25 protein-coding genes and 1 pseudogene are annotated in these 24,728 nt (G+C 60.9%); 8 read left to right on the top strand and 18 right to left on the bottom strand.

Annotated features, from left to right (window positions below; genetic code table 11):
* Positions 1 to 41: 41 nt before the first annotated feature.
* Together ACE2AA_RS03480 and ACE2AA_RS03475 are read right to left on the bottom strand one after the other, a co-directional pair.
* On the bottom strand, positions 42 to 692 hold the full coding sequence (locus ACE2AA_RS03480; protein WP_395371192.1) for a hypothetical protein: 651 nt from the start codon (positions 690 to 692) through the stop codon (positions 42 to 44).
* Positions 692 to 1,183 (bottom strand): hypothetical protein, encoded by a 492-nt coding sequence (locus ACE2AA_RS03475; RefSeq protein ID WP_395371190.1) that lies wholly within the window; start codon positions 1,181 to 1,183, stop codon positions 692 to 694. Before ACE2AA_RS03475 ends, ACE2AA_RS03480 begins: the two co-directional genes overlap by 1 nt.
* Here ACE2AA_RS03475 and ACE2AA_RS03470 point away from each other — a divergent pair.
* Positions 1,182 to 1,346 (top strand): hypothetical protein, encoded by a 165-nt coding sequence (locus ACE2AA_RS03470; RefSeq protein WP_395371188.1) that lies wholly within the window; start codon positions 1,182 to 1,184, stop codon positions 1,344 to 1,346. The two genes, ACE2AA_RS03475 and ACE2AA_RS03470, sit on opposite strands and share 2 nt — an antisense overlap.
* A gap of 46 nt (positions 1,347 to 1,392) precedes the next feature.
* Here ACE2AA_RS03470 and ACE2AA_RS03465 read toward each other — a convergent pair whose 3' ends face one another.
* The 5 genes from ACE2AA_RS03465 to ACE2AA_RS03445 all read right to left on the bottom strand — a co-directional run bounded on the left by ACE2AA_RS03465 (position 1,393) and on the right by ACE2AA_RS03445 (position 7,153).
* Positions 1,393 to 2,745 carry a DUF4043 domain-containing protein gene (locus tag ACE2AA_RS03465; protein ID WP_141259928.1) on the bottom strand — a complete coding sequence of 451 codons (1,353 nt, stop codon included), beginning with the start codon at positions 2,743 to 2,745 and terminating at the stop codon, positions 1,393 to 1,395.
* A 239-nt stretch (positions 2,746 to 2,984) separates the two neighbouring features.
* Complete coding sequence (locus tag ACE2AA_RS03460; RefSeq protein WP_395371186.1) at positions 2,985 to 3,311, bottom strand: hypothetical protein; 327 nt, start codon at positions 3,309 to 3,311, stop codon at positions 2,985 to 2,987.
* A 208-nt stretch (positions 3,312 to 3,519) separates the two neighbouring features.
* On the bottom strand, positions 3,520 to 4,215 hold the full coding sequence (locus tag ACE2AA_RS03455; protein WP_395371184.1) for a cupin domain-containing protein: 696 nt from the start codon (positions 4,213 to 4,215) through the stop codon (positions 3,520 to 3,522).
* 997 nt (positions 4,216 to 5,212) lie between these two features.
* Positions 5,213 to 5,713: a hypothetical protein gene (locus ACE2AA_RS03450; RefSeq protein ID WP_162851914.1), complete on the bottom strand. Its 501-nt coding sequence runs from the start codon at positions 5,711 to 5,713 to the stop codon at positions 5,213 to 5,215.
* A 27-nt stretch (positions 5,714 to 5,740) separates the two neighbouring features.
* Positions 5,741 to 7,153, bottom strand: a complete 1,413-nt coding sequence (locus tag ACE2AA_RS03445) for a portal protein (protein WP_395371182.1) — start codon at positions 7,151 to 7,153, stop codon at positions 5,741 to 5,743.
* A 116-nt stretch (positions 7,154 to 7,269) separates the two neighbouring features.
* On the opposite strand from ACE2AA_RS03445, the gene ACE2AA_RS03440 reads away from it, so the two are divergent.
* Positions 7,270 to 7,896: a DUF2726 domain-containing protein gene (locus ACE2AA_RS03440; RefSeq protein ID WP_395371181.1), complete on the top strand. Its 627-nt coding sequence runs from the start codon at positions 7,270 to 7,272 to the stop codon at positions 7,894 to 7,896.
* Positions 7,897 to 8,856: 960 nt separating this feature from the next.
* Here ACE2AA_RS03440 and ACE2AA_RS03435 read toward each other — a convergent pair.
* Positions 8,857 to 10,170, bottom strand: coding sequence for a phage terminase large subunit (locus ACE2AA_RS03435; RefSeq protein WP_395371180.1), 1,314 nt, complete (start codon positions 10,168 to 10,170; stop codon positions 8,857 to 8,859).
* 125 nt (positions 10,171 to 10,295) lie between these two features.
* Entirely contained in the window at positions 10,296 to 10,688 is a 393-nt protein-coding gene (locus tag ACE2AA_RS03430; protein WP_227002345.1) for a terminase small subunit, read from the bottom strand.
* Positions 10,689 to 10,822: 134 nt separating this feature from the next.
* Here ACE2AA_RS03430 and ACE2AA_RS03425 point away from each other — a divergent pair.
* A pseudogene (locus ACE2AA_RS03425) lies at positions 10,823 to 11,080 on the top strand (transposase); the annotation flags it as partial.
* Between the two features lie 39 nt (positions 11,081 to 11,119).
* Here ACE2AA_RS03425 and ACE2AA_RS03420 read toward each other — a convergent pair.
* The 6 genes from ACE2AA_RS03420 to ACE2AA_RS03395 all read right to left on the bottom strand — a co-directional run bounded on the left by ACE2AA_RS03420 (position 11,120) and on the right by ACE2AA_RS03395 (position 17,953).
* On the bottom strand, positions 11,120 to 12,190 hold the full coding sequence (locus ACE2AA_RS03420; protein ID WP_395371178.1) for a hypothetical protein: 1,071 nt from the start codon (positions 12,188 to 12,190) through the stop codon (positions 11,120 to 11,122).
* A gap of 189 nt (positions 12,191 to 12,379) precedes the next feature.
* Positions 12,380 to 13,131, bottom strand: a protein-coding gene (locus ACE2AA_RS03415; RefSeq protein WP_395372112.1) for an IS5 family transposase whose coding sequence is annotated in 2 segments (ribosomal slippage) — positions 12,380 to 12,801 and positions 12,801 to 13,131 — 753 coding nt in all. Because the reading frame shifts where the segments join, the coding sequence is not laid out codon by codon here.
* 193 nt (positions 13,132 to 13,324) lie between these two features.
* Entirely contained in the window at positions 13,325 to 14,752 is a 1,428-nt protein-coding gene (locus ACE2AA_RS03410; RefSeq protein ID WP_395371175.1) for an APC family permease, read from the bottom strand.
* Positions 14,749 to 15,537: a carbon-nitrogen hydrolase family protein gene (locus ACE2AA_RS03405; RefSeq protein ID WP_395371173.1), complete on the bottom strand. Its 789-nt coding sequence runs from the start codon at positions 15,535 to 15,537 to the stop codon at positions 14,749 to 14,751. Before ACE2AA_RS03405 ends, ACE2AA_RS03410 begins: the two co-directional genes overlap by 4 nt.
* 241 nt (positions 15,538 to 15,778) lie before the next feature.
* Positions 15,779 to 16,906 (bottom strand): EamA family transporter, encoded by a 1,128-nt coding sequence (locus ACE2AA_RS03400; RefSeq protein ID WP_395371171.1) that lies wholly within the window; start codon positions 16,904 to 16,906, stop codon positions 15,779 to 15,781.
* Between the two features lie 459 nt (positions 16,907 to 17,365).
* Positions 17,366 to 17,953 (bottom strand): hypothetical protein, encoded by a 588-nt coding sequence (locus tag ACE2AA_RS03395; protein ID WP_395371170.1) that lies wholly within the window; start codon positions 17,951 to 17,953, stop codon positions 17,366 to 17,368.
* A gap of 388 nt (positions 17,954 to 18,341) precedes the next feature.
* On the opposite strand from ACE2AA_RS03395, the gene ACE2AA_RS03390 reads away from it, so the two are divergent.
* Entirely contained in the window at positions 18,342 to 20,165 is a 1,824-nt protein-coding gene (locus ACE2AA_RS03390) for an amidohydrolase (protein WP_395371168.1), read from the top strand.
* Between the two features lie 219 nt (positions 20,166 to 20,384).
* Here the strand turns inward: ACE2AA_RS03390 and ACE2AA_RS03385 are convergent, their stop codons facing one another.
* On the bottom strand, positions 20,385 to 20,585 hold the full coding sequence (locus ACE2AA_RS03385; RefSeq protein ID WP_395371167.1) for a hypothetical protein: 201 nt from the start codon (positions 20,583 to 20,585) through the stop codon (positions 20,385 to 20,387).
* 74 nt (positions 20,586 to 20,659) lie between these two features.
* Here ACE2AA_RS03385 and ACE2AA_RS03380 point away from each other — a divergent pair, with 74 nt between their 5' ends.
* The 4 genes from ACE2AA_RS03380 to ACE2AA_RS03365 all read left to right on the top strand — a co-directional run bounded on the left by ACE2AA_RS03380 (position 20,660) and on the right by ACE2AA_RS03365 (position 23,943).
* On the top strand, positions 20,660 to 21,628 hold the full coding sequence (locus ACE2AA_RS03380; RefSeq protein WP_141259897.1) for a S24 family peptidase: 969 nt from the start codon (positions 20,660 to 20,662) through the stop codon (positions 21,626 to 21,628).
* 437 nt (positions 21,629 to 22,065) lie between these two features.
* Positions 22,066 to 22,320: a hypothetical protein gene (locus tag ACE2AA_RS03375; protein WP_141259896.1), complete on the top strand. Its 255-nt coding sequence runs from the start codon at positions 22,066 to 22,068 to the stop codon at positions 22,318 to 22,320.
* A 542-nt stretch (positions 22,321 to 22,862) separates the two neighbouring features.
* Positions 22,863 to 23,474, top strand: coding sequence for a YceI family protein (locus ACE2AA_RS03370; protein WP_395372111.1), 612 nt, complete (start codon positions 22,863 to 22,865; stop codon positions 23,472 to 23,474).
* A 40-nt stretch (positions 23,475 to 23,514) separates the two neighbouring features.
* On the top strand, positions 23,515 to 23,943 hold the full coding sequence (locus tag ACE2AA_RS03365; protein WP_141259895.1) for a DOPA 4,5-dioxygenase family protein: 429 nt from the start codon (positions 23,515 to 23,517) through the stop codon (positions 23,941 to 23,943).
* Positions 23,944 to 24,070: 127 nt separating this feature from the next.
* Here ACE2AA_RS03365 and ACE2AA_RS03360 read toward each other — a convergent pair whose 3' ends face one another.
* Positions 24,071 to 24,301 carry a hypothetical protein gene (locus ACE2AA_RS03360; RefSeq protein WP_395371164.1) on the bottom strand — a complete coding sequence of 77 codons (231 nt, stop codon included), beginning with the start codon at positions 24,299 to 24,301 and terminating at the stop codon, positions 24,071 to 24,073.
* Complete coding sequence (locus ACE2AA_RS03355) at positions 24,279 to 24,554, bottom strand: hypothetical protein (RefSeq protein ID WP_395371161.1); 276 nt, start codon at positions 24,552 to 24,554, stop codon at positions 24,279 to 24,281. The genes ACE2AA_RS03360 and ACE2AA_RS03355 overlap by 23 nt, the downstream gene beginning before the upstream one ends.
* Positions 24,555 to 24,728 lie beyond the last annotated feature (174 nt).

The raw sequence follows: 24,728 nt of genomic DNA, 5'->3' as shown, positions 1-24,728 counted from the left end.
ACCTCCCTTCCTTTACGCGCAACGTGGGTTACGGGGTACCGTCAGACCTGCTGCTGGCCCAGCTGGCAGCGCACGCCCCACGGCCCGGCGCGTGCGCCGCCGATGGTGTAGCGTGTGCCATCTGCGTCCCGCGCCCACATGGCGGGCTGGATGGTCACGCCCGGAATGGCGGGCAGAAACATCTCGAACCCGCCCGCGTGGATTGCGCCGGGCTGGGTCGGGCCAGGAATGCCCGCCCCGCTACCGGGACGGATCATGGCGGGCCAACCGGTGGCGCAGGGTGCCTGCATTGTCGCATCGCCCGATGTGGCGTAACCGCCGGGATCAGCCACATCAGCCACCTGCGCCATGGTGGCGGTAATGTCCACCACCGCATTGCACAGCACGCACAGGGGCGGACGAAACGGTTCGGTGCGGGCGATGAAATAGGTCTCGCCCTCACAGGTCAGGATATCCCCCGCCCGCACGTCCGTCATATCCATCAGCGCATAGACAAAGGGGACATCCCATAACGCAGGCCCGGCAAAGCCGAAGGCCCGGTCGTTACTGAATGCTGCCATGGTCCGGGCATAGGGCGTGGCGCACGGGCTGGCGGCGGCGGTGGGGCGGTACTGCACAGCGCGCGCACCCACGCGGGACGCCGCCCGCGCGAAGCCACACGCGGCAAGGTGGCACAGGGATGGCTGGTCCATCAGATCACGATCTCCCCCATCCCGCGCAGGCCCGGTCCTGGCGGAATACCGAGGAAATTGCATAACTGCACCCGCCAGCGCGTGTATAGCGTGAAGCGGTCGATGACCTCGGTGCGGTTGCGGGTCCATACCGCCGCGCGGTCGGTATCAAGGTTGGCGGTGGCCGCCATGATCGCACCTTCCAGCATCTGGCATTGCATGATGAACGCCCGCGCCTGCGCACATTCGGCCGGGGCAAGGTTGCGCAGGCGCCATTCGTTGAAGCCGTAAACCCGGAAAAACCGCCACGACTGCATGCCGCTGTCCTGACCGCCCAGCGCGGGATAGCCCATGTAACGGCGTGCCTGCGCCAGTTCATTGTCTACCAGCGGCGTATCTGCAACCGTGGCGGCGGTGGGTGGCGGCGTGGCTGTGGTGGTGACGACGTCCGTCGTATTCCCGGTATCCGTGGTGGCCTCGCTGGCCGCCGTGGTCGTATCCGTATCGGTCATGGCCGTTGCTGTCGCCTTCTTGCATGATGCGGCCCGCCTGCCCGTTGTATTTGGCAGTGGTCCCGGAAACAGGTCATTGAAAATGGGAGTTTTGGATGCTTTTTTAAAAGGCGGTATTTTCCAAAGCTTTATGGAAAAAGCTTCACCAAAAACTTCTTTATAATTTGCATGATGCGGGCGGCAGCATGATCCCGCCGCCCGCCGGGGGGTTATGCCCCCGCGCCAAGGCTTTCGATCACGACCCCGCGTTTGAGATAGCTGTTGGTCGCGGTGGGAATGACCGAGGTATCGGCGGTCAGGTCGGTCGGCAGGGCAAAGCCGCCAATCCACGACCATGACTGCGCAATGATCTGCGCCAGGCGGTCGAGTGCCGGGCGGGTAATCATGCACACGCCGTCCACATCCGTCAGTTCGCCGCCATCCAGCAGGGGCGCGTAATGGGTGCCGATATTGGCGTAATCGCCCTCGATCAGCGCGCCCTGTCCGCAGATGATGGCGCGATGGATGTTGCCCGCCCCCATGCTGGCCTGCTGCGGGGCCTCGGTCGTGGGGATGAAGCGCACGCCAAGCAGGTCAAAGATCTGGCCGCTCTGGTAGGTGTCGGACCCGTACTGCCCGCGATACAGCAGCTTGAAATCCTCGTCCCGGAACAGGCCCAGAAGCTGCGCATTGTCCAGATAGCAGTGATACACCCCGCCATCAGGTGTCGGCACGTTATTGTCACGCAGGGTAGCCAGCGCGCCAAGGATCGACTGGACCGTCAGCAGGTCGCCCGCCACAAGGGCCGCCGTGGTGGCGCGTGCATTGGGGCGCAGCACCAGCGGGGCCGTGGCGGCGATGACCGCGTTGCCCGCCGTGGCGTCCGCCACCTTGACGGATGCCGAGAACGTCAGCGTGCCCGAAATCCCGTCCGGCGCGGTGGAGGTATTGGTGGCATCCGCAGCCGTGCCTACCAGCGTGTAGGATCCGGTCCCGATGGTGACGGTCATGCCAGCCGACGCGCCAACGGACACCACCTGTCCTTCATCGGACAGGATGTTCTGGAAACCGCGGATGTCATCTACGGCCACCGTGCTGCCTGCTGCCCCCAGCGTGGTGGTGATACGCGTATTGCCGCCGAGGTAGCCACCCACCCCGTTCTGCGCCCCGCCAAACAGCGCATTGCGCGCCAGGCGATCCAGCGTCTGCCGCGCATTGATGCCAAGGCGCGATGCATTGGCCAGGAACTGGTTGGCGATGCCGACACCTTCGGTCACCTGGTTCAGGTCCATGGTGTTGCCGTACTGGTTGATGGTCAGCGTGTACTGTTCGACTGACCATTCGGCGGGCGTCATGCCGTTGTCAAAGCTGGTGTTGGCGGTAGGGTTAAGCGGCGTTGTCGCAGGCGGCAGCAGGCCCGCGCGGGTATCGGTAATGGTCTGGCCGATGCGGGCGGGGAATTCCATCTGGTCGGCAATCGAGCGGAAGCCCAGCCGCGACTGCAATGCATCCTGGAACGCACGCGACAGGAACCCCTGCTGGATGACCGGCTGCAGGGAGGCGGGGAAATTGGCAATGGCCATGAAGTTCATTTCCTTGAAAGAACAAAAAAAGCCACCATGCACGGATGCACTGGCGGCGGCAGGGGCGGCCATGGCGGGTTGCGCCATGAAGGGGCCGGGTGGGAGAGGTCAGGCGTGGCGCATGTGGCCGGTTATGGACCCCTTGCCCGTTCCGCGCGGCATGACGGGACGCGGAACAGGTAAAGGGTGGTGTAAGGGCGCGCATTTTTCACGATACGGGGACGCATCCCGTTGCGGTTTCAGTTCCCGAAATCGTAAACGTTTATTATGGAGAGTATGTTTTTATCATGACTATATTTGTTCCGAAGGGATTTCTGTTTTTCATAAATCGTGTCGCAACGGCTGCCTATTTCTTCCGTCAGGTCTTTTTTCCGGTCGTCGGGCAGCGTGCTGTCCCATTCCCCGCCCAGATACTGGCAGATTTCGGCATCATGGAGAAAGGTCGTGACATCCGGCGGGTATCTGTCCGCAGCCATGGTCATGGTAGAAGAAATTAGTATTATTACTATATAATAAATAAAAATTTCCCGGTTCTGCCTTTTGAAGATTTTTGGAAAAATATTCATCAAAAACTTCTTTACGATTTTCATGATGGCATAGGAATGGACTTTTTAAACCATTGTTCATGAACTGCGTTATTTTACGCCAGTTCAACGTAGCGGCTTGCGATGCAACATTACCCGGTGCGATCCTGTCTTACTGACAATTCATGCCATACGCGGCGGCATGCGGGCCGGGGCATGACGCCCGCCAGCCCGCATATTCCGCCATGGATCACGCCGGGCGGAAGATTACATAAACCTTCTTGACCGTTTCCCGGTTGTCCCATGCGCACTCAGCTCCCCGTTCGACAAAAAAGATGTCGCCCTTCACAAACGTCTTTTCCCTGCCTGCGCCATCCACCAGCGTCACGCTGCCCTCGATCAGGTACATCAGTTCGGCATGATCGTAACGCACCGCGCGACGGGCATAAGGGGTGGCGGACCATGTGCCGCAGCGCAGTTCGCCATTGGCGGATTTGTAATCGTTGAAGCTGTGGCAGGAAGGCGCCGGTCCAACCAACACCGCAGCCGAAGGCGATGCCGACGGAGCCATGACCGGGTTGGGGTCAATCACCACCGGCGTCTGCGCGCCTGGCGTACTGGTGTCGCAACGCATGGCGATTGCCCGCGTGCCCGGTGCGGCAGCCCAGCTGAAGGCACTGCCTTTAGGAATGACAATGCTGGTATCCGGGCCAAGAACATTCGCGCCAATGTTCAATTCACCTGTCAGCACGATCACGAATTCATCTGCGGGCATGGCTGTCACCAGTCCCGCATCCTGCGGTGCGCAGGCCATGACTGACAGACCGTCCCCCTGCCCCGCAAGCTTCGTGCGTGCCAGCAGGAAATCACCCGGCGCAGGCATGGATGTGTCGGCAAAGGCGCGCAGGTCAACAAAGCTGCGTACGGTCACGTCGGTCGGGGTCATTCAGTACAGTCCTTCAGGCGGATGGTTTTGCAGTCCACCCTGTTGCAAGCAATATGGAACCGCCCGGTCGCGCCGGGCGGATTTCAGACCGGGATCGTAACATGCAGCCGCGCGTTCGTCACCTGTGGGAACGCATCCTGCGCCTGGTGGGCATGCAGTCCGTCGGACTGGTATTCTGAACTGTTGGAAGGTTGTGCCAATGATAAAGAAGTTTTTGGTGAGGTGTTTTTCAAAAAACTCTGTATAACGCCGCCTTTTTTCAAAAAGGCGGCGCCCAAGAACTTTTATTATTTTTTATCAACAGATTATTTTCAAACAGTTTTTAAGCGACACTCACAGCGCATCGAAATCCTGCGTGCGGGTAAAATAATCAGCTTCCATACTCAGCAGACTGTTCACCCATGGGCTGGGACCTTATGGGTGTGGATTATTTTACCTGATAATTATTTTTTAGCGTATTTTTTTTTGATATCAATGACAGAGAAGAGGCTGTATTTTTTATTGTTCCAGCAAATGGAATTCTGTATTTTTATAATAAATACAGAACCGTCTGGTCTGATGTCGTGGCCTGTGCAGATGCTCGGGATAGCGTTATCGAAAGAATACACAAATCCGATAATATCATGTCTGACAGGTTACGGTTTTTCATTCCGATGGCCCTGTCACGATAATGGGCCTTATAAACATCATGCAAAGCAGTTCTGTTTACGCCTGTGCAATCTGATTATGCCCCCAAATAGGAAAAATACAGAAGACACACATAAAAAACAAACAAAAATAGCGCCCTTGAAAAATCCAGGCGTGATTGCTGTATATGCGGATTATTGTCATAAGCGGGTCGGTTTCCAGAAAAGTGGGCACCTCTTCCTATCGTCGGACAAAAGAGAACGGAATCCTGTTTGCTTTTCAGGAGAAAATTACAATCTTTCAGTATTATCCACGTTCTTTATTCAAATAGTGGAAACAGGAAATTACTCCGTCCCTTTCGGTTACGGTTCTAGGTCGCCACCGGCCAGCGCAGGCCCGCTGCACTGGCGGCTGCCTTCACATCGCGCGCACCTGCCGTGCGGGCATCGAACGGAGTGGGATCGCCCGCGCGTGGTGCGGGGCCAGCTGCAGTAGTGCCGCTGGCGGCCCCCGATGCGGGCTGCGGCATGGTAAACAGATAGGCACGGCTGTCACGTGCAGCCTGCATGACCGTGTCCAGCCCCTGCGGCGTACCGTCTTCGGCCAGTGTAACGGCAGACAGGTCCACCAGCCGCACGACATCGGCGGGTTCGACCGCCCCCATGCGGGCAGCCATGGCGCGGGCTTCGGCGCGGATTATGGCGCGGCTGGCGCGCGTGCGGGCGGTGCTGGCCTGTTCGGTGGCGCGCGCCAGGTCGGCTTCCAGCGTGGTGCGGGCCTGCATGGCTTCATCACGTTCGGCGCGCAGGGCGGCCAGTTCGCGGCGCATTGTGTCCATGTCAGGGGTTTCAGGAACGCTTGATCGGGTCATGTCATGCCTCCATTCAGGAATAAAAGATCAGTTCGGGTTTTCAGTGCCGATGCGCGCCCATTCGCTATGGGGGCTGGGCGTACCTGCGCGGGCGGCCAGAATCATGCACGCCGTCTGCCGTGACAGGAATCCCCCACGCACCGCCGTATCCAACCCCTGCGCCAGTTGCGCCAGGTCGGCTTCCGTCCCCGGGAAATAGGGCGGCCACTGCAATGCCAGACCATCGGCATCCAGCCCCGCGTAATCGCGCCCGCCAATGCGCAGGCCACCGGCAATGACGTGAGAAAACGCGCACACCATGCGATACAGCGCCAGCAGTCCGTATTCGCCGTATGACAGGCGCATCCGGTCCGCCAGCCACAGCAGGGGCTGGTACAGCATCTCCATCGCGCGGCCCGATGTGGGGGCACTCAGGCGGTCGGCCTGCGCGCGGTTGCCGTGGATCTGCTCCATCACGCTGGCACGCAGTTCGCGGTAATGGTCCCGCATTGCCCCCGCCGCATCGCCGTTGATTTCCAGCAGCTTGGCATCCCCATCCAGCGGCAGTGTCAGCGCCGATGCAGCCCCCCCTGATGACGCGGGCGTGCCATCGGCATACGGGTCCGGGCCAGCGCGGATCACCAGCCGTGGGTCGGCGCTGTATTTCAGGCCGCGCCCGGACTGGGACAGCAGGTAATCGCACTCGATCACCGTATCGATGGCAGCTTCAAACGTGCATGGCCCGTCCACCACGCCGGGGGCGGTCAGGTTGGCCATCCATACCCACGGTACGAAACCCAGACCATGGTGGGTGCTGCGCGTGGGGTCCAGCCGCGTGGGCAGGCCCGCATCGACCCGCTGGGGTACGTAAACATGGCAGTCTGCGCGGTCCCATACACGTAGCCACCAGAAAACGGTTGTCGCATCATCGGGGTTGACCTGCCACCCTTGCCCCGCCAGCGTGGCGCCCGTGACCTTGTAGCACTCGGTCATGCGGGACAGTTCACCCGTGCCATCCCATTGCGGGGTCAGGTACAGCGTATCATGCACGGCAAAGCGCAGGCGGCGGTCTACCGCTTCCACCAGCACCGCGACCGATCCGACCGACCCGCGGGTCGCCGCGTCCATCATTAGCGCTGGCAGCGCCGTGGCCGCCGCAACCTGCGCCAGTATGCCCGGCAATACGGGATCGGTGGCCGCCGTAGTGGGCCAGTGCAATGCACCAAACAGCAGCGACACCGCATCATCCACCACTGCGCGGCACATATTGGTGCGCACCGACGGCCTGCGCTGTGACAAAGGGATGTATTCCCCTGCCCCGTTATATTCGGTGCCGAACGGGTTGGGGATGGCATCGTACTGCGTGCCGGCCAGCACGCGGCCCAGTGCGGCAAGCCGCCCTGCACGGGGGGGCAGGTCCGGATCGTGGGGGTAGGTTTTCCTCAGTTCCTGCCAGTCCATGCTGTCTCTCCGATGTGTTGGGCAAAGGGGGGTGGATTTGATGGTGATGCGGCGGCAGAACCGCGATAGACAGGCCGCCTGGGGGCATATGACCGTGCGATGGAGAAAAAAAGAAAATGGATATCAGTCACCTACTACTGACCCCGGTTCGCCTGGCGGTCGAAATTGGCGTCGTAGGCGTGACCATTGCGGTGGTTGTGGGCGCATGGCGCAGGCGGCATGGCCACCCGCCCGTAGCGGTCCTGTTCCAGCCCGCGCCATCGCAACCCCCGGCGCCGCCGTCGGTACAGTCCTCATCCGTGGTGGATGCGGGTTTCAACGTGCCGGTTTCCATGACCGATTACGACTGGGCAGTGCGGCTGTATGAGCCCACCGCCCTGCTGTCGGAATGGGAGCGGCGGGTGCTGTCCATACTGGTGACGCAGGTGCCGCATGGCTATTACGTCTGCCCGCAGGTCAGGCTGGCGGATTTCATGGTCCCGCGCGGGCCGGACCGTGACGCCAACCGACAGGCGTTTTTCAAGATCGCCTCCAAATCAATTGATTTCGTGGTGGTGCATGTGCAAAGCTGCACTGTAGTGCTGGGGATCGAACTGGATGACAGCACCCACGCCCACCCCGAACGTCAGTATCGTGACGGACTGGTTGACGCCGCCTTTGCCCATACCGGTATCGCCCTGCTGCGTTTTTCCCCCGGCGCACGGGTGGATATCAGCGGATATTTCCGTGCGGCTCCGGTATGACCCGCCCGACGCCTGCGCCGTATCACCGTGGTGGCGGGCGGATCAGGTATGGTGCGTATTGTGCTGAATGGTATTGGAAATACCGCATGACATGTTTAAGGCGGATAATATTATTCCTGCTCCCGTGCATCGTGTTTTTACAGACATCTGATCGCGCATTCGCTACATCCATACAGGCGGACGACGGGTGAAAAATTTACGCTAATGTGCGGTATCAGTATCAGATCTGCTATCCGTCCCGTCTGCTGAAGCCATAGGGAGAACCGGGTGACAGCGACGGACAAAGGTTTCTGGCCCGTGATGGTGGAGAGTCAAGGCATTGGCATAAGCATCAGGATTATTCAGATACGTTCTTGCCAGCCTGTAGGCCGGATGTGTCGCCAGTAAGCGTCCGTGTAGTGTAGGTCGAACGCTTCATTAATTGAAGAAAAGACCCGAAATGGTACCATGGTCGAGAGCAGTCTGTGGTCTCTGGTTTCCTCATGCGTTGGTGTCATGACAAAATTCTGGTCACGTGCAGCCTTTATTTCGAACTTCCGAACGGGTTATTGAAATGAGGTGGCATGTGTTGTCCAAAACCGCTTTCCAGCATCCATTGGGCAATCGTGATGGATGCCGGGACGTCCCTGACGCCATCTTGACGCGGAGTGTCCCGCGTGATTGTCCCGGATCACTCAACAGGCGCAAGGCGCGGGCCCCGCGGGTCAATCCTTTCGTCAGGACAGGATATGCCAGCAAGGTTGTGTTGAATCTTCTGGATCGCCCCAATGGTACAATATCCACAGACGCCATCGACACGCAGACGGGAGCGGATTGCGGAAACCGTGTGTTCAGCAGTTCCTGAACGGCAATAACATCTTCACGTCGGTTCATGCCGCCCCTGCCAACGAAAGCCATGATTTTAAGGGATCTGGATAAGGACATGATAAACGCCTTTCATATATCTGGTCTTTTCCGTCCCTATCGCCCCAGTGTAAACCGCGTCGGCACCCATCGCGCGGGGGCGGCGGGCGGTGCGGACAGCATGAGGTCCGTCAGCGCCCAGACCAGCGCATCCGCCCGGTCAGGAGAATGCGGGCCATGGTAGCCACTGGCGGAAAACTGACATAACTGCTCCTCCAGCGTGACAAAGCTGCCGTGATGGGTCACGCGACCCTGTTCATATAATGCCGCCACAGGTTCAGCACGCGCGGCCTTGCCCCGGCTGGCGGTGACCATGCGCAGGGCGGCGTTGGGGTTGATGCCGCGCAACGTGGCCTCGACCAATGCACCACCAAAATTATGTTCGGCCACGATGCGTTCCGCCCCCCAGTCCATTTGCGCCTGCAATGCCGCGCGCGCCCATCCTGCCGGGCTGTCCCGTCGCGACAGGTCAGCCAGAACATGACCATTCCCGCCCGCATCCACGCCGCATACGACAATGCCGATTTCGTCCGATCGCGTATCCTCCGGTCCCGAACAGCCCGACGGGTCTACCGCCACGACAATGCGGCGCATGTCCCTTGCCACGCTGGCATGGGTTGCAGGTGTGACAGCGGCAGTACGGCGGAAATCCTCAATCCGCCACAACGCGCCATCCACCGCCTGTTGATATTCGCCCAGCATGAAACGTCTGCGCTCGCGTTCCGGCAATGCTTCCAACTGCGCCATGTATTCCGGCGACAGGTTGGCGCGGTTGCCATCGGGGTTCAGGCGCATGGTGGCATAACGTGCGCAGTCCAGCGGTGTGCCGGATGTAGGGTCCATCCCCCCCTCAAACACGCGGTACAGCCAGTGCGCGGTGGTGGGGGGATTGGCGTCGATATATTCCTTCAGCGCCAGAGGCGATTTCTGCGCCAGTCGTGTCAGCAGCATGTTGCGCGCGCCATAGGTGATCTGGCTGGCTTCGTTGAGGTAAACGGTGGCGAATTCCAGCCCCAGTATCTTTTCCGTCCGGTCCTCATCATCCAGCCCGCCAAATAAAATGACCGACCCGTTGGGCATTTCCACTGTCCAGTCGGTGCGCGACAGCGACCATGGGACAGTAGGAAAACACCGCCGCATGACAGTGGGAAACGTATCGGCCAGCACGGTGGCCCGTAGCGCGTTCAGCCGGTGACGGAATATGCCGTGCCGCGTGCCCGCCGCCTTTAGCGCCCGGATAACCAGCGCGCGCACCAGCACAAACGTTTTGCCCGACCGCGCGCCCCCGCGCAGCAGGATATGGGTGGCGGAACCGCCCAGCAGACGGTTGGCCGCGCGCTGGTCTGGTGTCAGGCTGAAGGCGTGTTTCAAAAGCCTGCCCCCCTGAAATACTTTGAAAGTAGAAAAGTTTTTTAATAAATATTTTTTAGATTTTTGAAGAACATTGCCTTTTAAAAAATCTGGCACCCAAAAAATTTTATTTACTAGAAAATACTTCACAATTCCGCATCATCGGTCGTAATCGTAATGGCAATGGTGCTTCCCCCTTCCCGCCGGTCAACCGGTGGGCGCAGGCGGGTCGCGACCCACATCCGTGCCTCCATGCGCAGCTTGATGGCGGGCACATCGTCACGGCCGGTGGCGCGGTCGGCTATGGTTATGATTTCCTCGGCCAGTGTATCGGCCGCTGCCTCCCGCGCGGTGGCATACAGGGTGCGAAACCCCGCGTTATCGCGCAGCCAGCGAAACACCGTGGCCCGGTGTGGCATGGCCGGATCTGCACAGATCGCACGCAGGCTGTGCCCATCAGCCAGCCGGGTGCAGATATCCTCAGCTACCCTGCGGCTATACGCTCCGCGCCGTGCGCCCGGTATGGCGGGTTCGGGCATGGTTATTCTTCCCTGTTATCCAGCTGACATGAAAACGCCCGGGCTACCGTGTGGGGCGGTCCGGGCGTGGTTGTGTCATGATAGGGTTGTTATCGTGAAAAAGCGTGCAGGTGGGAACCGGTTTGTTGTGCCCGCTGGCCGATCGCGGGCATGACGCAGATTGGTTCCGCAACGCCCTGGAGGAGAAAGGGATAAAGCCCTGCATTCCTGGTCGCAAATCTCGCGGGAAACCGGTCAGATACGACAGGCGGAAATACAAACGCCGCAGCCGTATCGAGATCATGTTCGGAAGAATCAAGGACAGGAGACGGGTCGCAACAGGTTATGACAGATGCCCGAATGGCTTCTTCTCAGCCATCTGCCTCGCTGCAACCGTCATCTTCTGGTTATGAGTCCTGAGCCTAATGCGACCCTGATGGCCACCATGGGCATCACACCAGCCCGTCGGGTATTTCCCGCGCAACATCAAATACAACATCTGCATAATCACGCTGACAGTACCGAAAACCCGTCAGCGCAAACATCACCTCCACCGGGATATCGAAATAGAAATCCAGCATCCCCGGTGGATAACCACTTTCGGTTTCCTCGCGGTCCATGGCGGCGATGGTTTCGTGTAACAGCGCGGGCGGCGTGCCGGTTATGGTCAGGTCGTGGGGACCTGCGCCCTGTCCGTGGTGGATTACGGACCAGATCTGCGTGCCGTCATGGTGGAAGCAGGTGACACTTTCATACCGGCGTTCATCCACCATGCAGGTCACGACCGTGGCCCCGGCGGAATACGCCGCTAGTCGCGCTGCATGTGCCCGCGCCATGGCCGGATCGTTGCACAGCACCACCGTCCATCCATCGGGCAGGCTGCCGATGGCTGTTGGCGCGGGGCGGGCGTCGTCCTGTGGCGTGCTGGTGTCCGTCAGGCCCATGCGGGCGCATACGGTGACGCGGTTGATGCCGTGGAATGCGAAGGCCGTCACCACATAACCCGCCGGTCGGGGCGGACAGGTTTCACGTATGTAGAAACGCAGCCGGATGGGGGGGAAGATATCCTGCGTTCCTTCGGTCATCTGGACTGGGGCAAAGGTCACGCCCGCCTCCCCCAGGCGATAGGGATAGACGATGTTTTCCGCCGTGCCGTCGCGGTGGGTGCACATGATGACGGCGGCCTGTTCCGGCCCGTCGCCACCGGGCAACAGCACGGTGCAGTTGGCGACTACAGCCGCCGCCCGCGCGCATGCCTGCCGTGCCGCGTCCTGCACCGCGTCGCGCGCGCGATCAAGCTGTATGGTGCTGTCGGCCTGCCCGCCTGGGCCCGCTACCGTCTCGATCGTGCCAAGATAGCGGCCCGGGACCATGACCGCGCCAAACGGGGCAAAGACGCCCTGCCGGGCCAGCAGCCGCTCCACTTCGGGACGCAGATGGCCGGCAAGGCGGTCAAAATCCTGCCGTGGCGTGGCCAGCCAGCCCGGCAGGTCAGCTTCAGTCCAGCCCTTGTACACGTCCATCCCTGTCCCCCCGTGCCGGTTCGGGGTCATGATGGGTGGCGGATGGACGGTGTGTCAATCCGGCGGGCCGATGGACCATCGTCCGCTCCTGCCGGTTTTAAACCATGGGTTGTTTCAGACAGACCAAAGGTCCAGGATCTCGTCTTTTCCGAAGCTGTTTGAAAACAAATAATTGGGGCCTGTTGGGAATTATCTTGAATTAATGATTGCGCCAACGAGATAGATCATGGCTTCGAATGATCTGTCTGTTTTTTCGCTGCGCATGGCGATGCGCTTGAACTCCTTGAGCTTGCAGAAGAAGTTCTCAATGAGATGGCGTGCTTTGAACAGGGCCCCATCGAACGGGCGTCTGTCGAGGCGGTTTTTGCGCTGGGGGATGGCCACGCAGGCCCCTTGCGCGCGTATGGCGTCCACGATCCAGTGGACATCGAAAGCCTTGTCAGCAAGAATTCCTTTAAAATCAGCTGGTTCGAGAAGAGGCGCAACGCCGACCGTATCGTAATGCTGGCCGGGGATAAGCGTGAAGCGGACCAGATTACCCAAGGCGTCGGTCATGGCGATGATCTTCGTTGACCACCCCGTTACACTCCGCCCTATCGCCTGGCTTCGGGTCCCCCTTTTGCGCCCTGGCCGTGGCGGTGAACCCGGACCACCGTGCCGTCAATCATCGCGTATTCCATGTCGGGATCATCGGAGACAGCCTCGAAAATCTTCTGGAAAACACCGGCTTTCGTCCAGTCGCTGTAGCGCGAATAAACCGAGTTCCAATGTCCGAAATACGTCGGCAGGTCCCGCCACGGACTACCGGTCCGGGCGATCCACAGGACCGCCTCGATGAAGAGGCGGTTATCCTTCCCGCTGCGTCCCTGATCCGTCTTCTTGCCAAGGCACAGCGGTTCCATTTTCGCCCATTGGGCATCCGTCAGTATGAAGCGATCCATATGGTCTTTGAAACACATCATGGCCCTTTAGAAAACTCAATTCCCAACAGCCCCTGATAAAAAACAAAAGTTTTGGGGCTCAGTCTTTTTACAAAAAGACTGCGTTCTTCGAAGCGTTTGGAAAAAAGGCTTCACCCAGTACGTCCTGATGATTGCAGGATGCTGCTTCCTGATCTGACTTTTCAAACGGTCGCTAATCTGTCATAGCCGTCCGCCCTACACAGAACCCAAGCCCTGTCACCGCAAACGGCAGTACCGCCAGCATAAGGCTGGTCCGGGCGGCAAGGCCCGTAATGCGCGTGAAATTGACCAGAATGACACACAGCACCGCGCACAGGGCCACGGCCGCTACGCACGGGATCACCACGGCGCTGAATGGCCGCCCCCCCGACAGATCACGCCTGCGGGCAAAGAACGCCACCACCGCCACGGATGTCAGGATCATCAGCACGACAATGCCAATGGTCGAGATCCCGGCCATCGACCCGAAAATATCCACCAGCGGGTCCTCTCCCGACAGGGCGGCGATACACAGCAGCACGCACGCAGTGCCCGTCTGCACGACGGACGCCACGTGCGGCGAGGCATGGCGGTCATGCGTGCGGGCCAGGAAGGCAGGCATGATCCCGTCGCGCCCCAGTGCAAGCTGGTAGCGCGCGATGATGTTGTGGAACGACAGCAGGCACGCGAACAGGCTGGTCAGCAGCAGCACCTGCATGGCCTGCTGCATTACCCGCCCCGCATATCGTCCTGCGGTTTCCAGCACGATGTTCTGCCCGTGCGCCAGGAACCCGCGCGTGATCCCGGTAATGCTGTCTGCCCCCCATGCATGAATCACGCACCAGCACGATATGGCGTAGAACAGGCCGATGATGATCACCGCGCCATAGGTCGCGCGTGGGATGGTGTGCTGCGGGTCGCGGGCTTCGTCACGGAAAATGGCCGTGGCCTCGAACCCGATGAACCCGGTAATGGCAAACAGCAGCGCCACCGCGAATGGTCCCGCTGCCTGCCCCGCGTCAGCCATGGGAGCCACGGGCATGGGGTGCCACATGATGGCGGCGTTCATGACCACCACTACCCCGATTTCCAGCACCAGCGCCACGCCCAGCACGCGCGAACTCAGGTCGATATGCCGGTAGCCCATCACGGCCACTGCGACCAGCACGCCCGCTGCATACAGCCACCATGGCAGGGCAGGCCCACCCCACTGCCGCACCGCGTCATCCATGGACCAGCCAAAAAACCCGTAAACTCCAAGCTGGATGGAGGTATAGGTCAGTAGCGCCAGAAACGCCCCCGCCCGCCCGCACCGCGCCCCCAGCCCCGCGCGGATATAGGTAAAGAACGCCCCTGCTTCGGTCATGTATGCCGTCATGGCCACAAACCCGACCGAGAACAGCAGAAGCACCATCGCCGCCGCGACGAACCCGGTCCATGCCAGCGCGCCATTGCCCTGGGTGATTGCCAGCGGCACGTTGCCGCTTATGACCGTAAGCGGTGCTGCGGCGGCGATGACCATGAAGATGATTTCCGCCACGCCAAGATTGCCCGACAGCCGCCCCATGTCGGCAGGGCTGCGTGTGTCGGTGGCAGTGGAGACTGTTGCCCGCACGCTCACGCCGTCAGGCCCATTTCGCGATACACATCCAGCCTGCGGTCAGTCAGGAAGGGATTTTCATGCTGTGCCCGTTCCACCACGCCGAGCTGGATGTCGGCCACGATCAGTGCCTCCTCCAGCCCCGCCTGCGCCAGCACCGTGGCGTCAGGCGCGATGATGCGGCTGTTGCCCACGTAAACCGTGTCCCGCTCGCGCCCGGTATGGTTGATGTAAGCCAGGTAGATCTGGTTTTCCCACGCCCGCGTGCGCACCAGTTCGCGGGCGGAAAACAGGTATGGCTCCATCTGCGCGGTGGGCACCAGCAGCAGTTCGCACCCTGCCTGCGCCACGTAGCGGACGTATTCGGGAAACTCCACATCATAACAGATCATGCCCGACACACGCAGCCCGCCAAACGACACAACGGGAGAAGGATGCGTGCCGGGCAGGAAATACGCGCGGTCCATGTCGCCAAACAGATGTAACTTGCGCACATGCAGCACCTCGGCCCCATTGCGGTCCAGCAGCACGGCGCTGTTATACAGCCCGGCGGGCGTATGTTCGGCATATCCCAGCATGACCGCCATCCCATGGGCCACCGCCATGGCGCGCACCGCCCCCACCGCGTCGAAACGGGCCAGGTCATACAGGCTGTCACCAATATCGTAGCCGGTCACGAACAGTTCAGGCGTAATCAGCAGGTCCACCCCCTGCCCCGCCGCGCGCGCCAGCGTGCTGTCAAGTTCACGCAGATTGGCATCAATATCCCCCGGGGTTCCCGCTGTCTGTAGGCCGGCCACGCGCATGCTGTAAGATCCTGATTTATTACTTCTTCGCAATGGGTATCATGGTCGCCGTCCGACGCAACACAAATCTTGCACGTGCGTACGGGACGACGTCTTTCAGAGTTTTTTTGAGAAAACTTCACCAGAAACTTTTATATGCACGGATGTATGGCGTGCCGACGGACTGGCCCGCCGCAAAACACACCGTCCGGCCACGCACTGACGGAAGCTTCACCAGAAAATTGCGGACAGCTCCCGGGGGTCAGGCCGCGTGGGTATGCCCGCCCGGGCCATGGGTATGGCCGGGATCGGGATCATGGTCGTGGGAATGGGTGCCCTCGCCATGGTCATGGCGGTGATGCAGGTCGGGGTAATGCGGGTGGCTGTGGACCAGCCTTGCATGCACATGGTGGTGGGTATGGGGTTCACCCACCGGGTCATCGGGGCCGTGTTTGTGCTGGTGGTGTTCGTCATGCACGTGGCGGTGGGTGTGCTCCATGACTTCATGCACGTGTTCGTGATCGTGACGTTCGCTCACGTGCAGCCACAGCCCTACCGCCATGAACGCCCCCGCAATGGCCAGACGCTCCACGTCATGCGCATGAAACAGCACGACCGACACCACCGCCCCGATAAAGGGAGCCATTGCGAAATATGCCCCCGTGCGCGCCGCCCCAAGGTGGCGCAGCCCCAGCATGAACGCCACAAGGCTGACCCCGTAGCCAAGGAAGCCGATGCCCCCCGCCATCGCCACGACCCCCGCGCCAGGCAGGCGGGCATGTTGCAGCACAAGGGCCGCGCCCAGGTTGACGCTACCCGCCACAACCCCCTTGATCGTGGCGATGCGTACCGGGTCGGCGGCTGAAAGCTGACCGCTAAGGTTATTGTCGATGCCCCAGCACATACAGGCCGCAATGATGTACAGCGCGCCTGGCGCCAGCGCCGCATGCCCCTGCCATGACAGCACGGCTGCCCCCGCCACGATGCACGCGGCGCCAAACAGTAGCCTGCGGTCCACGTTTTCATGAAACACCACCCATGCGATCAGCAGGGTCGCGATGCTTTCCATATTCAGCAGCAGCGACGCACTGGCCGCATCACTGCGCGTCAGCCCGATCATAAGCAGCAGCGGTCCCAGCACGCCCCCTGTGGCAATCACCCCCAGCAGGCATGGCAGGTCGGCGCGTGTCAGCGCGGCCTCGTCATGGCTGGGCAGCCGCAGCGCCGTCCGCGCGCCCAGCACCAGCGCCAGTCCGATACCAGAGCCAAGGTAAAGCAGCCCCGCCGCCATCTGTGCCGACATGCCATCCAGCAACAGCTTGGCAAATGGCGTGCTGGCGCCAAACAGCACAGCGGACATCAGGGCAAGGACAAGACCGGTTCTGTTCATCCCCCATCCTTACCACACCGTTTTCGCGTCGGGCCATGGGGTTGTGGCAGCGTGATCAGGCGGCCTGCCCCGGTGTCATTCCAGCAGTGTATAATTGACCGTGACATCGGCATGGCCGACGAATTCCGCGTGCAGGTCAAGCGGAATCGTCTGCCTCATGAACATGATCATGGTGGCGTTATCAAGCATGATACTGCCCGAGTTTCTGCGGAAACGGACAGACAGGACCCTACCCCGACGGTCCATCCGCAGCCTTTAAGGTCGTATATCCCTGCATGTCGGCGCTGCCTGCCGCAGGGGGATAATACATGTGGTCACGGCCCCACAGATCAATGCGCCGGGTGTTGCCGCGCGTTGTCATGACGGAACTGCTTGCACAAGAATCACTGGAACCGGAGGATTCAGGATCGCTGCCGGTCGTTGTGGCATCCCCATGCGGGACGTATGATTGCTGCGGCCTCACCACCGCTCATGCAGAATATCCAGTGCTGTGTGCAACGTGCGGATGCGGGTGCCGGGGGCTTCGTCCATGCCGCATACCGCGCACACCACACGGGTACGTGCCGGGGTCAGCAGCGACAGGGCGCGGTCGATGGCGCGGCGGGCGTGAACGCTGGTCTCGGTGTCCTCCATCGTGCCGCCACCGCCCGTGCCGGTATGGGGTGTGTAGCGTTGCACAAGCCGCCCGCCACGCGTCGCGCGCAGCCAGCTGGCGCGGAACCGCAGTCCTGCCGCGTGCTGGTCGGCGGTCAGGGCGGCGTTGGCACGGTAGAACAGGCGGTCCAGCATGCAGGTGTCACGCACCCGGCGCACGATGTGCTGCGGGGTGCGCGGGGACAGTTCAACGCGGTCTTCCATCACCATGCGGGCGCGGGCGGCGGGACCGTCAGCCCCCATGTCGAGTTTCAGCCCCATGGCGATGTCGCGTGCGGCCAGGCGCGCCCGGCGGTCGGCACGCAGGATGGCGGCCACGCGGCGGTGTTCCCCGTCGGGGCCATCATGGAGGGTACGCGCGGCATCAGGGGTACGGGCAAGGGGTATGGACATGGCGTTTCCTGTGCGGTCTGTATGATATTTTCATACTATCCGCCGTCCATGCAGGCGGCACGTCCGTACACCCGACTGCCGGGGCCACGGGGTACACGTGCAACACGCTGCACGCCCCGGTTTCCCGCGTCTGGCCGCAATGGTGTGCCCCTTGAAAAGTCATTTGTAGTCTGAGGCCATGAATATGGATCGTTGTATAATGTTGGGGGCAAGGGGGATGGAGGTTATATCGCCCCTGTTCATGCGGGCCACCTGTATTTGGCGGGTCCATGGTTTATATAAGGAAATATATAACCATACTTGAGTTTTTGCATAACATCCCCGGTTTGACAGCGGCCCGGAAGCGTCATCTATTGTTATTCCGTAATGTTTATGGGGATTATGTTTCATGGGACTGCTGCATTGCCATGCCGTAGGCATGGCCGCCCTGCTGTCATGCGCAGCACCCGCCATGGCGAAGACCGTACCGGCCGATGTCGTCTTTACCAATGGCTATATCTACAGTGTCGACAGGAAGGACCATGTGTACCAGGCCCTTGTGGTAAAGGACGGTCACATCGCCTATGTCGGCAGCAATGTGAAGGCGGCCCGTTATGTCGGCCCCGCCACGCAGCGCGTGGACCTTGGCGGGCGGATGATGATGCCGGGACTGGTGGACGGGCACATGCATCCGCTGGAGGGGGGCAAGAGCCTTATGGGCTGCTCGCTGGATTATCAGGCCCTGACGCACGACGAATTCAGCCAGCGCGTGCGCGCCTGTGTCGCCAATTCGGCGCTGCGCCGGCCCAATGGCACGTTGGTGGTGCGTGGCTGGTTTCAGGAAGCAATGAAGCCTGCGGGCGTGCGCCTGACGAAGGAAGATCTTGACCGCATCGACCCCCGCCGTCCCATCGTGGTGCGGTCCACCTTTGGTCATACCACGCTGGTCAATTCGGTGGCGCTGCGCATGGCGGGCATCACGGCGGCGACGAAGGCCCCACCGGGGGGCGAGATCGTGCATGACGCCAAAGGCCAGCCCACCGGCGTGCTGGAGGACGTGGCGCAGGACCTGATCGAACGCGTGGACCCGCCGCTGAGCGCTGATGAAAACGTTCAGGCGGCCCGCGCATCGCTGGCGGCCATGCGTGAACAGGGTATTACCGGATTCCTTGACGCATGGGCGCTGGATGCCGACCTGTCCAGCTATGCCGCCCTGCAGAAAAGCGGCGAACTTACGGCCCGCGCCCACTTCGCTCCGCTGGTCGAACCTGCCACGGGCACCGATGTCGCGGGCAATGTGCAGCGGCTGAAATCCATCGCGGCAAAATATGACCAGGGGCCGATTGGCGTGGACCCCGGTATTACCGTGCGCAACGTCAAGTTTTTCATGGATGGGGTGATCGCGGCTCCCGAGCTGACCGGCCGCGTGCTACAGCCTTATTATGTCAATACCGGCACGAAGGACGCGCCCGACTGGGTACCCGGCACGTCGCTGGGGCCTGCGCCCTACTTCCCGCCCGCGGTCCTTGGCCCGCTGCTGCAGGGCGTGGTGCAGGCAGGGTTTGACCCCCACATGCATGCCGATGGCGACGGCGCGGTACATATTGCGCTGGATGGCGTGCAGTACGTGCGCGCGCACCTGCCCCATGCCGATTTTCGCCCCGCCCTAGCGCATGACGAACTGGTCTCCCCTGACGATCTGCCGCGTTACAGGCCGCTGGGCGCGGTGGCGGTGCTGTCGTTCCAGTGGGAAAAGGAAGGGCCGGACACGGTGGATGCCGGCCGCGATTTCCTCGGTCCAGAACGGGCAAAGGCGATGGAACCCGCATGGCCGCTGTACAAGGCCGGGGCGCGGATTGCCTATGGTTCCGACTGGCCGGTGGACCGCCTGAACGAATGGTTCGCGCTGAAGGTTGGCGTCACCCGCACCAATGCCCCCGAAGCGGGCGAGAAATATGCCCACCCGCTGGGCGACGCTCCCGGCCTGCCCCGGCCCGAGGTACTGCGCGCGATCACCATGAATTCGTCATGGGAGCTGCGTTCGGACACGCTGACGGGATCGCTGGAACGTGGCAAGCTGGCGGACCTGATCGTGCTGGACCGTAATGTCATGCAGGTTCCCGCTGTGGATATCGCAGACACGAAGGTGCTGCTGACCATGGTGGGCGGCAGGGTTGTCTATAACCGCGATGGATCCATTCCGCTGAAAGCCGTGGCCGGCACGGTGCCGTAACCCGTTTGCAGACATCGCCCTGTCTGGATGGGCGATGTCTGTTTCTCAGCTTTTATCCCTGTCCGGGGTCATTACCCATTGGCGGTGCCGTGAAACAGGCCCGGCACGCGGGCTGGTCTGAAAACCATGCCCCGCCATCACGCCCGACCGGCGCGATCCATACCCATTGCGGATCTGATGTGCCACAGCGCAGCTTGTACCGGGCCCAGCAGAGGGCACTTACCCCACCCACCACCCGCATCCGGGCCAGCGCGCGGCCCAGTGGACGATGGTGTCCAGGTTGCAGGTGGCATGGTCCACCGCGCCACGGAAACATGCGGCGCAGGATCGCGTATGCATGGGCAGGACGTGCCAGCCATGCGGGCCACGCGATACAGGTCGGGTGGGATGGCGTGGGTCATGAGTAAACTTATGGGACATATCCCATAATCTCAAGCATTAATGGGATATATCCCCTCTACACAGGATGGGCGGATTATGGGACAGTTCCCATTATGGATATACGCTCTCCCGCCGCCGCCGAGATCGAACGCCGCATGGCGCTGCTGAACCTCAACAAAAAACGCCTTGCCGAACTGGCAGGTCTGAACGAAACCTATGTTCACGACATCCTGCGCGGGAAGTCGCGCAATCCCGGTGGCGACCGACTGGAAAAGGTCGCTGCCGTGCTGGGCTGCACCGCCAGCGACCTGCTGCGCGGGGGGCTGGCTGGCAATCCGGGGCCTGCGGCTGCGCGGCTGAAGGCGCTGCGTGAACGCGCGGGCTATACCGTGCGCGCGCTGGCGCGTGACGTGGGGCTGGGGGACAGATTTTCCAGCTATGCCTTTTATGAAAACAAGCTGAAAAAGGAATACATCCCGGTCGAGCTTGTGCGCAAGCTGGTGCCGCTGCTGACCGACCGGGGTGATCCCCCCATTGCCGCAAGCGAGGTCTGGGCATTGTCCGGTATCGTGCCGGGCGCGACCGACCTGAACGAAAGCATAAGCCGCGCCGAACGCGCCACCATGCCCGCGCAGAATGACGACGGGGCGATCACGGTACATGAATACGACATCTCGCCCCAGGCCGGCGCGGGTGCGATCGTGGACCACACTGCCTGTGGTGATGGCGAAGGCCACCCAACGCTGGATTCATGGCGCATCCCGCGCGACTTCATCCGCAATTATCTGCCGGATACCGGTGGCCTTGCGATCATCCGGGTGGCGGGCAATTCGATGGAGCCGGAATTTGCCGCGGGCGACCGCGTGCTGGTCGATACCGGGCACCGCATCCCCTCACCCGACGGGGTGTACGTGCTATGGAACGGCATGGGTGTGGTAATAAAGCAGCTGATGCTGGTCCCCAATTCCCGCCCGCCGCGCATCCGCATCATCAGCGTCAACCCCACCTATCCTGTTGATGAAGTCGATGCCTCCGACCTGGTGATAAACGGTCGGGTGGTGGGTAAATGGGTGTGGAAATAGGCACGGCATTTCCGTGATTGCCGCCATACATAGGGGGGGCGCCGACAGACAGGACGGGCCGGAACCCGCCACCACGTTGCATGAACCATGGCGTTTGCGCCGGTCGCGGCACGCGTTTTTTATGGCCGGACCTGTCACGACCGCAATGGAATGGGGCGGAAAGGCCATTATGGTTAACCGCTTCTCTGATTCGTAAAAGAACATTTTGAATCAAATGGTTCCATGAAGAAAGGTCGCTGCGCACGCGTGGATGAGCCAGATTTGTCCCACATCGACTATGATCGGGGAATGTGTTCCCTATCACCCGTCATCGTCGGGTGCGCGGGGTGTGACCGCTAGATTGTAACTTTTTGTTGCCAAATGGATGCCATATTCAGGGTCTCCTACTGCCCTGCCCGACGCATGTGACGCCGGGGCACCAGGAAAGGAACGCAACAATGTTCAAATCTGCTTCAGCATTCGTGGCGCTGGCCGCGCTGGCCATTGCCACTCCGGCCATGGCGCAAGGCGCAAATGATTTCTGCAAGGCGGTGAGCAAGCAGCCCAGCGGCGAATGGAAAATCAATACGGACACCACCGTCATGATTGGCGGTGCGCGCGTGGACCTGAAACCCCAGACAGTCTATCGCGGCGAAATCAAGATCAATGAAGAAGATCTGCATAACGAATTCGACAAGAACTGTAAGAAGTAAAAACGTCTGGAATAGCCATTTTTCAATGGAATGCGGTGTTGGAGATTGTCATGGAATGGACATTTCAGAATAGAACGTGACCAGGACATGGGAAAGGATTCGGGCTCTCGATGGGCGCAGATTTATTCCTGTGCCCACATCCCGTTCCTTCTGTAATCTCCACGCTGCGGCACCTATCCGGCTTGTGCCGGTCACGATGCCGCAGCACCGCATTTCCAGAGATCCCCAGGTCGTAGCGGCTGGAAATCCCTTACCAGCTTCAGGTTCCGGATGTCGTGGTGGCGGGGATGGCTTTGATGTCAATTGTACCACCCCGCCCCAGCCTCTGGTCTGCCTGACGGGAACACCCTTGTACCGATCAGGCCGATGATGGTGAGTGATTGCGCCGTTTACGATGTCACTGGTCCCTTTGTCTTTCCTGCCCTACTGACGCCGCATTCGGTCCTTAGGCACTCATCCTGCGCCCGCCACCGCTGTCCGGATGCTTCATGCCTGCTGCCCGCTCCCCCTTTGCGTTACAACCCCACGCCGTGACGGGCGTTATCCAGGTCATGACCGACATTACATTCCCTTCCATCCGCCCTTGCCTGTCCGGCATGACCTTGCTGTGCATGGCCGCACTGACTGCCCATCCCGCCCGCGCCGAAAGCCAGCATCTGACCCTGACACCTGCCAACACCACCGTCCTGCTACGCGCAGACAGCGTGGTGGGCGCGATGGAGGGGCAGTTCGCCAAGGTTTCGGGCACGCTGGATTATGACCTGTCGCGGCAGACCTGCCATGTTGACCTGACCATGGATGCCACCAGCGTGCACATGGATACCGTGGTGGAACGCAAGGCCGCAAAATCGGGCAACATGCTGGACAGTGACCGCTTTCCCACCACCCGGTACGTGGGCGACTGCAGCCCCCGCGTGGTGAAGGGACAGGTCCAGTCGCGCATGGTTGGCCGCCTGACCATGCGGGGCCAGACCCATCCCATGACGTTTGGCACACAGATGGTCTTTACCGGCAATACCCTGACCATGCTGGACAGCACCGGCACGTTCGATGGCCGCCAGTGGGGTATGTCCACCATGCTGCACACCGTCAAACCCCGCATGCGCACAGAAACGCGCATCACCCTGCCCGCCACCCCTGCCGCCCACGGCTGATATCGCCCCACGGCTAAATCGCACAGAAAGCGCGTCCTCCATGACCGACCAGATGACCGCCCCCCGCACGCTGGCTGAAATCACCAGCTTCCACGCCCATGTCTATTTTGATGATGCTGCCACGCGCGACATGGCGGCCCGCCTGCGGGACCAGATCGCCGCGCGCTTTCCCGTCAGGCTGGGGCGATGGCATGAGGTCGCGGTTGGCCCGCATGTCGCCCCCATGTACCAGGTGGCCTTCGGGCTGGACCTGTTTGCAAAGCTGGTGCCGTGGCTGATGCTGAACCATAATGGCCTGAGCATCCTGATCCATCCCGGCACCATCAACCCGCGCCGCGATCACATGCGTGACGGCATGTGGATCGGCCGCCCCCGTGCCCTGCTGTCCGACCGCCTGCCCGAACATACGTTCGAACCCGATGGCGTGGGTGAAATCAATACGCAGCCTGATGGGAAGACAGTGGTGTAGGTTGTCGGTGCCGGAATTGGCTGCCTGAATGTCGGGTGCTGCCTTTTTTACGGGAAAGCGGCGTTCCTGTGCAGCTTTCCCGTAAAAAGCATCACCAAAACATTCCGTTTTTCATTCATGTGCTGTTTTAAAACGGATCGTGTCCCAGCGCAGGCAGCCGAAGGATCTGGCGCTTTGCCGCGACCAGTTCATGCGCCCTGTGCCGGAAGGCGACCGGACCTGCCGAGAACGGTTCCAGCAGGTCCATGCGGGGAAGGTTGTGTTCATCATTGATGGACAGGAACATGGCCCATGCCTCGTCCGCCCGACCACACAGGCCCAGCGCCACCCCGACATTATAGGTAGACCAGTTGCCCATGTACGGTGTGACCCCACGCTGTCTCTGCTGCGACAAGTGTATCAGCGGTTGTGGCAATGGTGCTCAATTGCGCCGCCGGGACCGGCGCCGTGTTGGCGGCCAGGTGTGCGAGGCGCATGATCTCGGGTTCAAATTGCACGTTCGGGACATATTCGACAAAGTCCGTTATCCGTGCGTACGCGTCAGCATAATCGAAGCTTATGTAGTCCTGGTCCTGCCACAGCCAGTGCGCCTGCACGTTCAGGAATTCCACAATGGTCAGCCACTATCCATGATCGTATATTCATGTGTGTGAACGGCCCTTGCGCTAAGAGCCGAGGGGTCTGGGCACGGCAGTGCCCGCTTTCCCCGACCAGCCTGTGATGGGGAGGTTGCATGGAAACGGTTTTATGGACCTGCCGCGCTGCGGGCAATATCCATGTCGGCC

It is taken from the genome of Komagataeibacter diospyri, assembly GCF_043995075.1.
GTDB classification, from domain to species: Bacteria; Pseudomonadota; Alphaproteobacteria; order Acetobacterales; family Acetobacteraceae; genus Komagataeibacter; species Komagataeibacter diospyri.
Note: the sequence above shows the minus strand (reverse complement) of the source record. Positions and strands in the feature narration are given on the sequence as shown.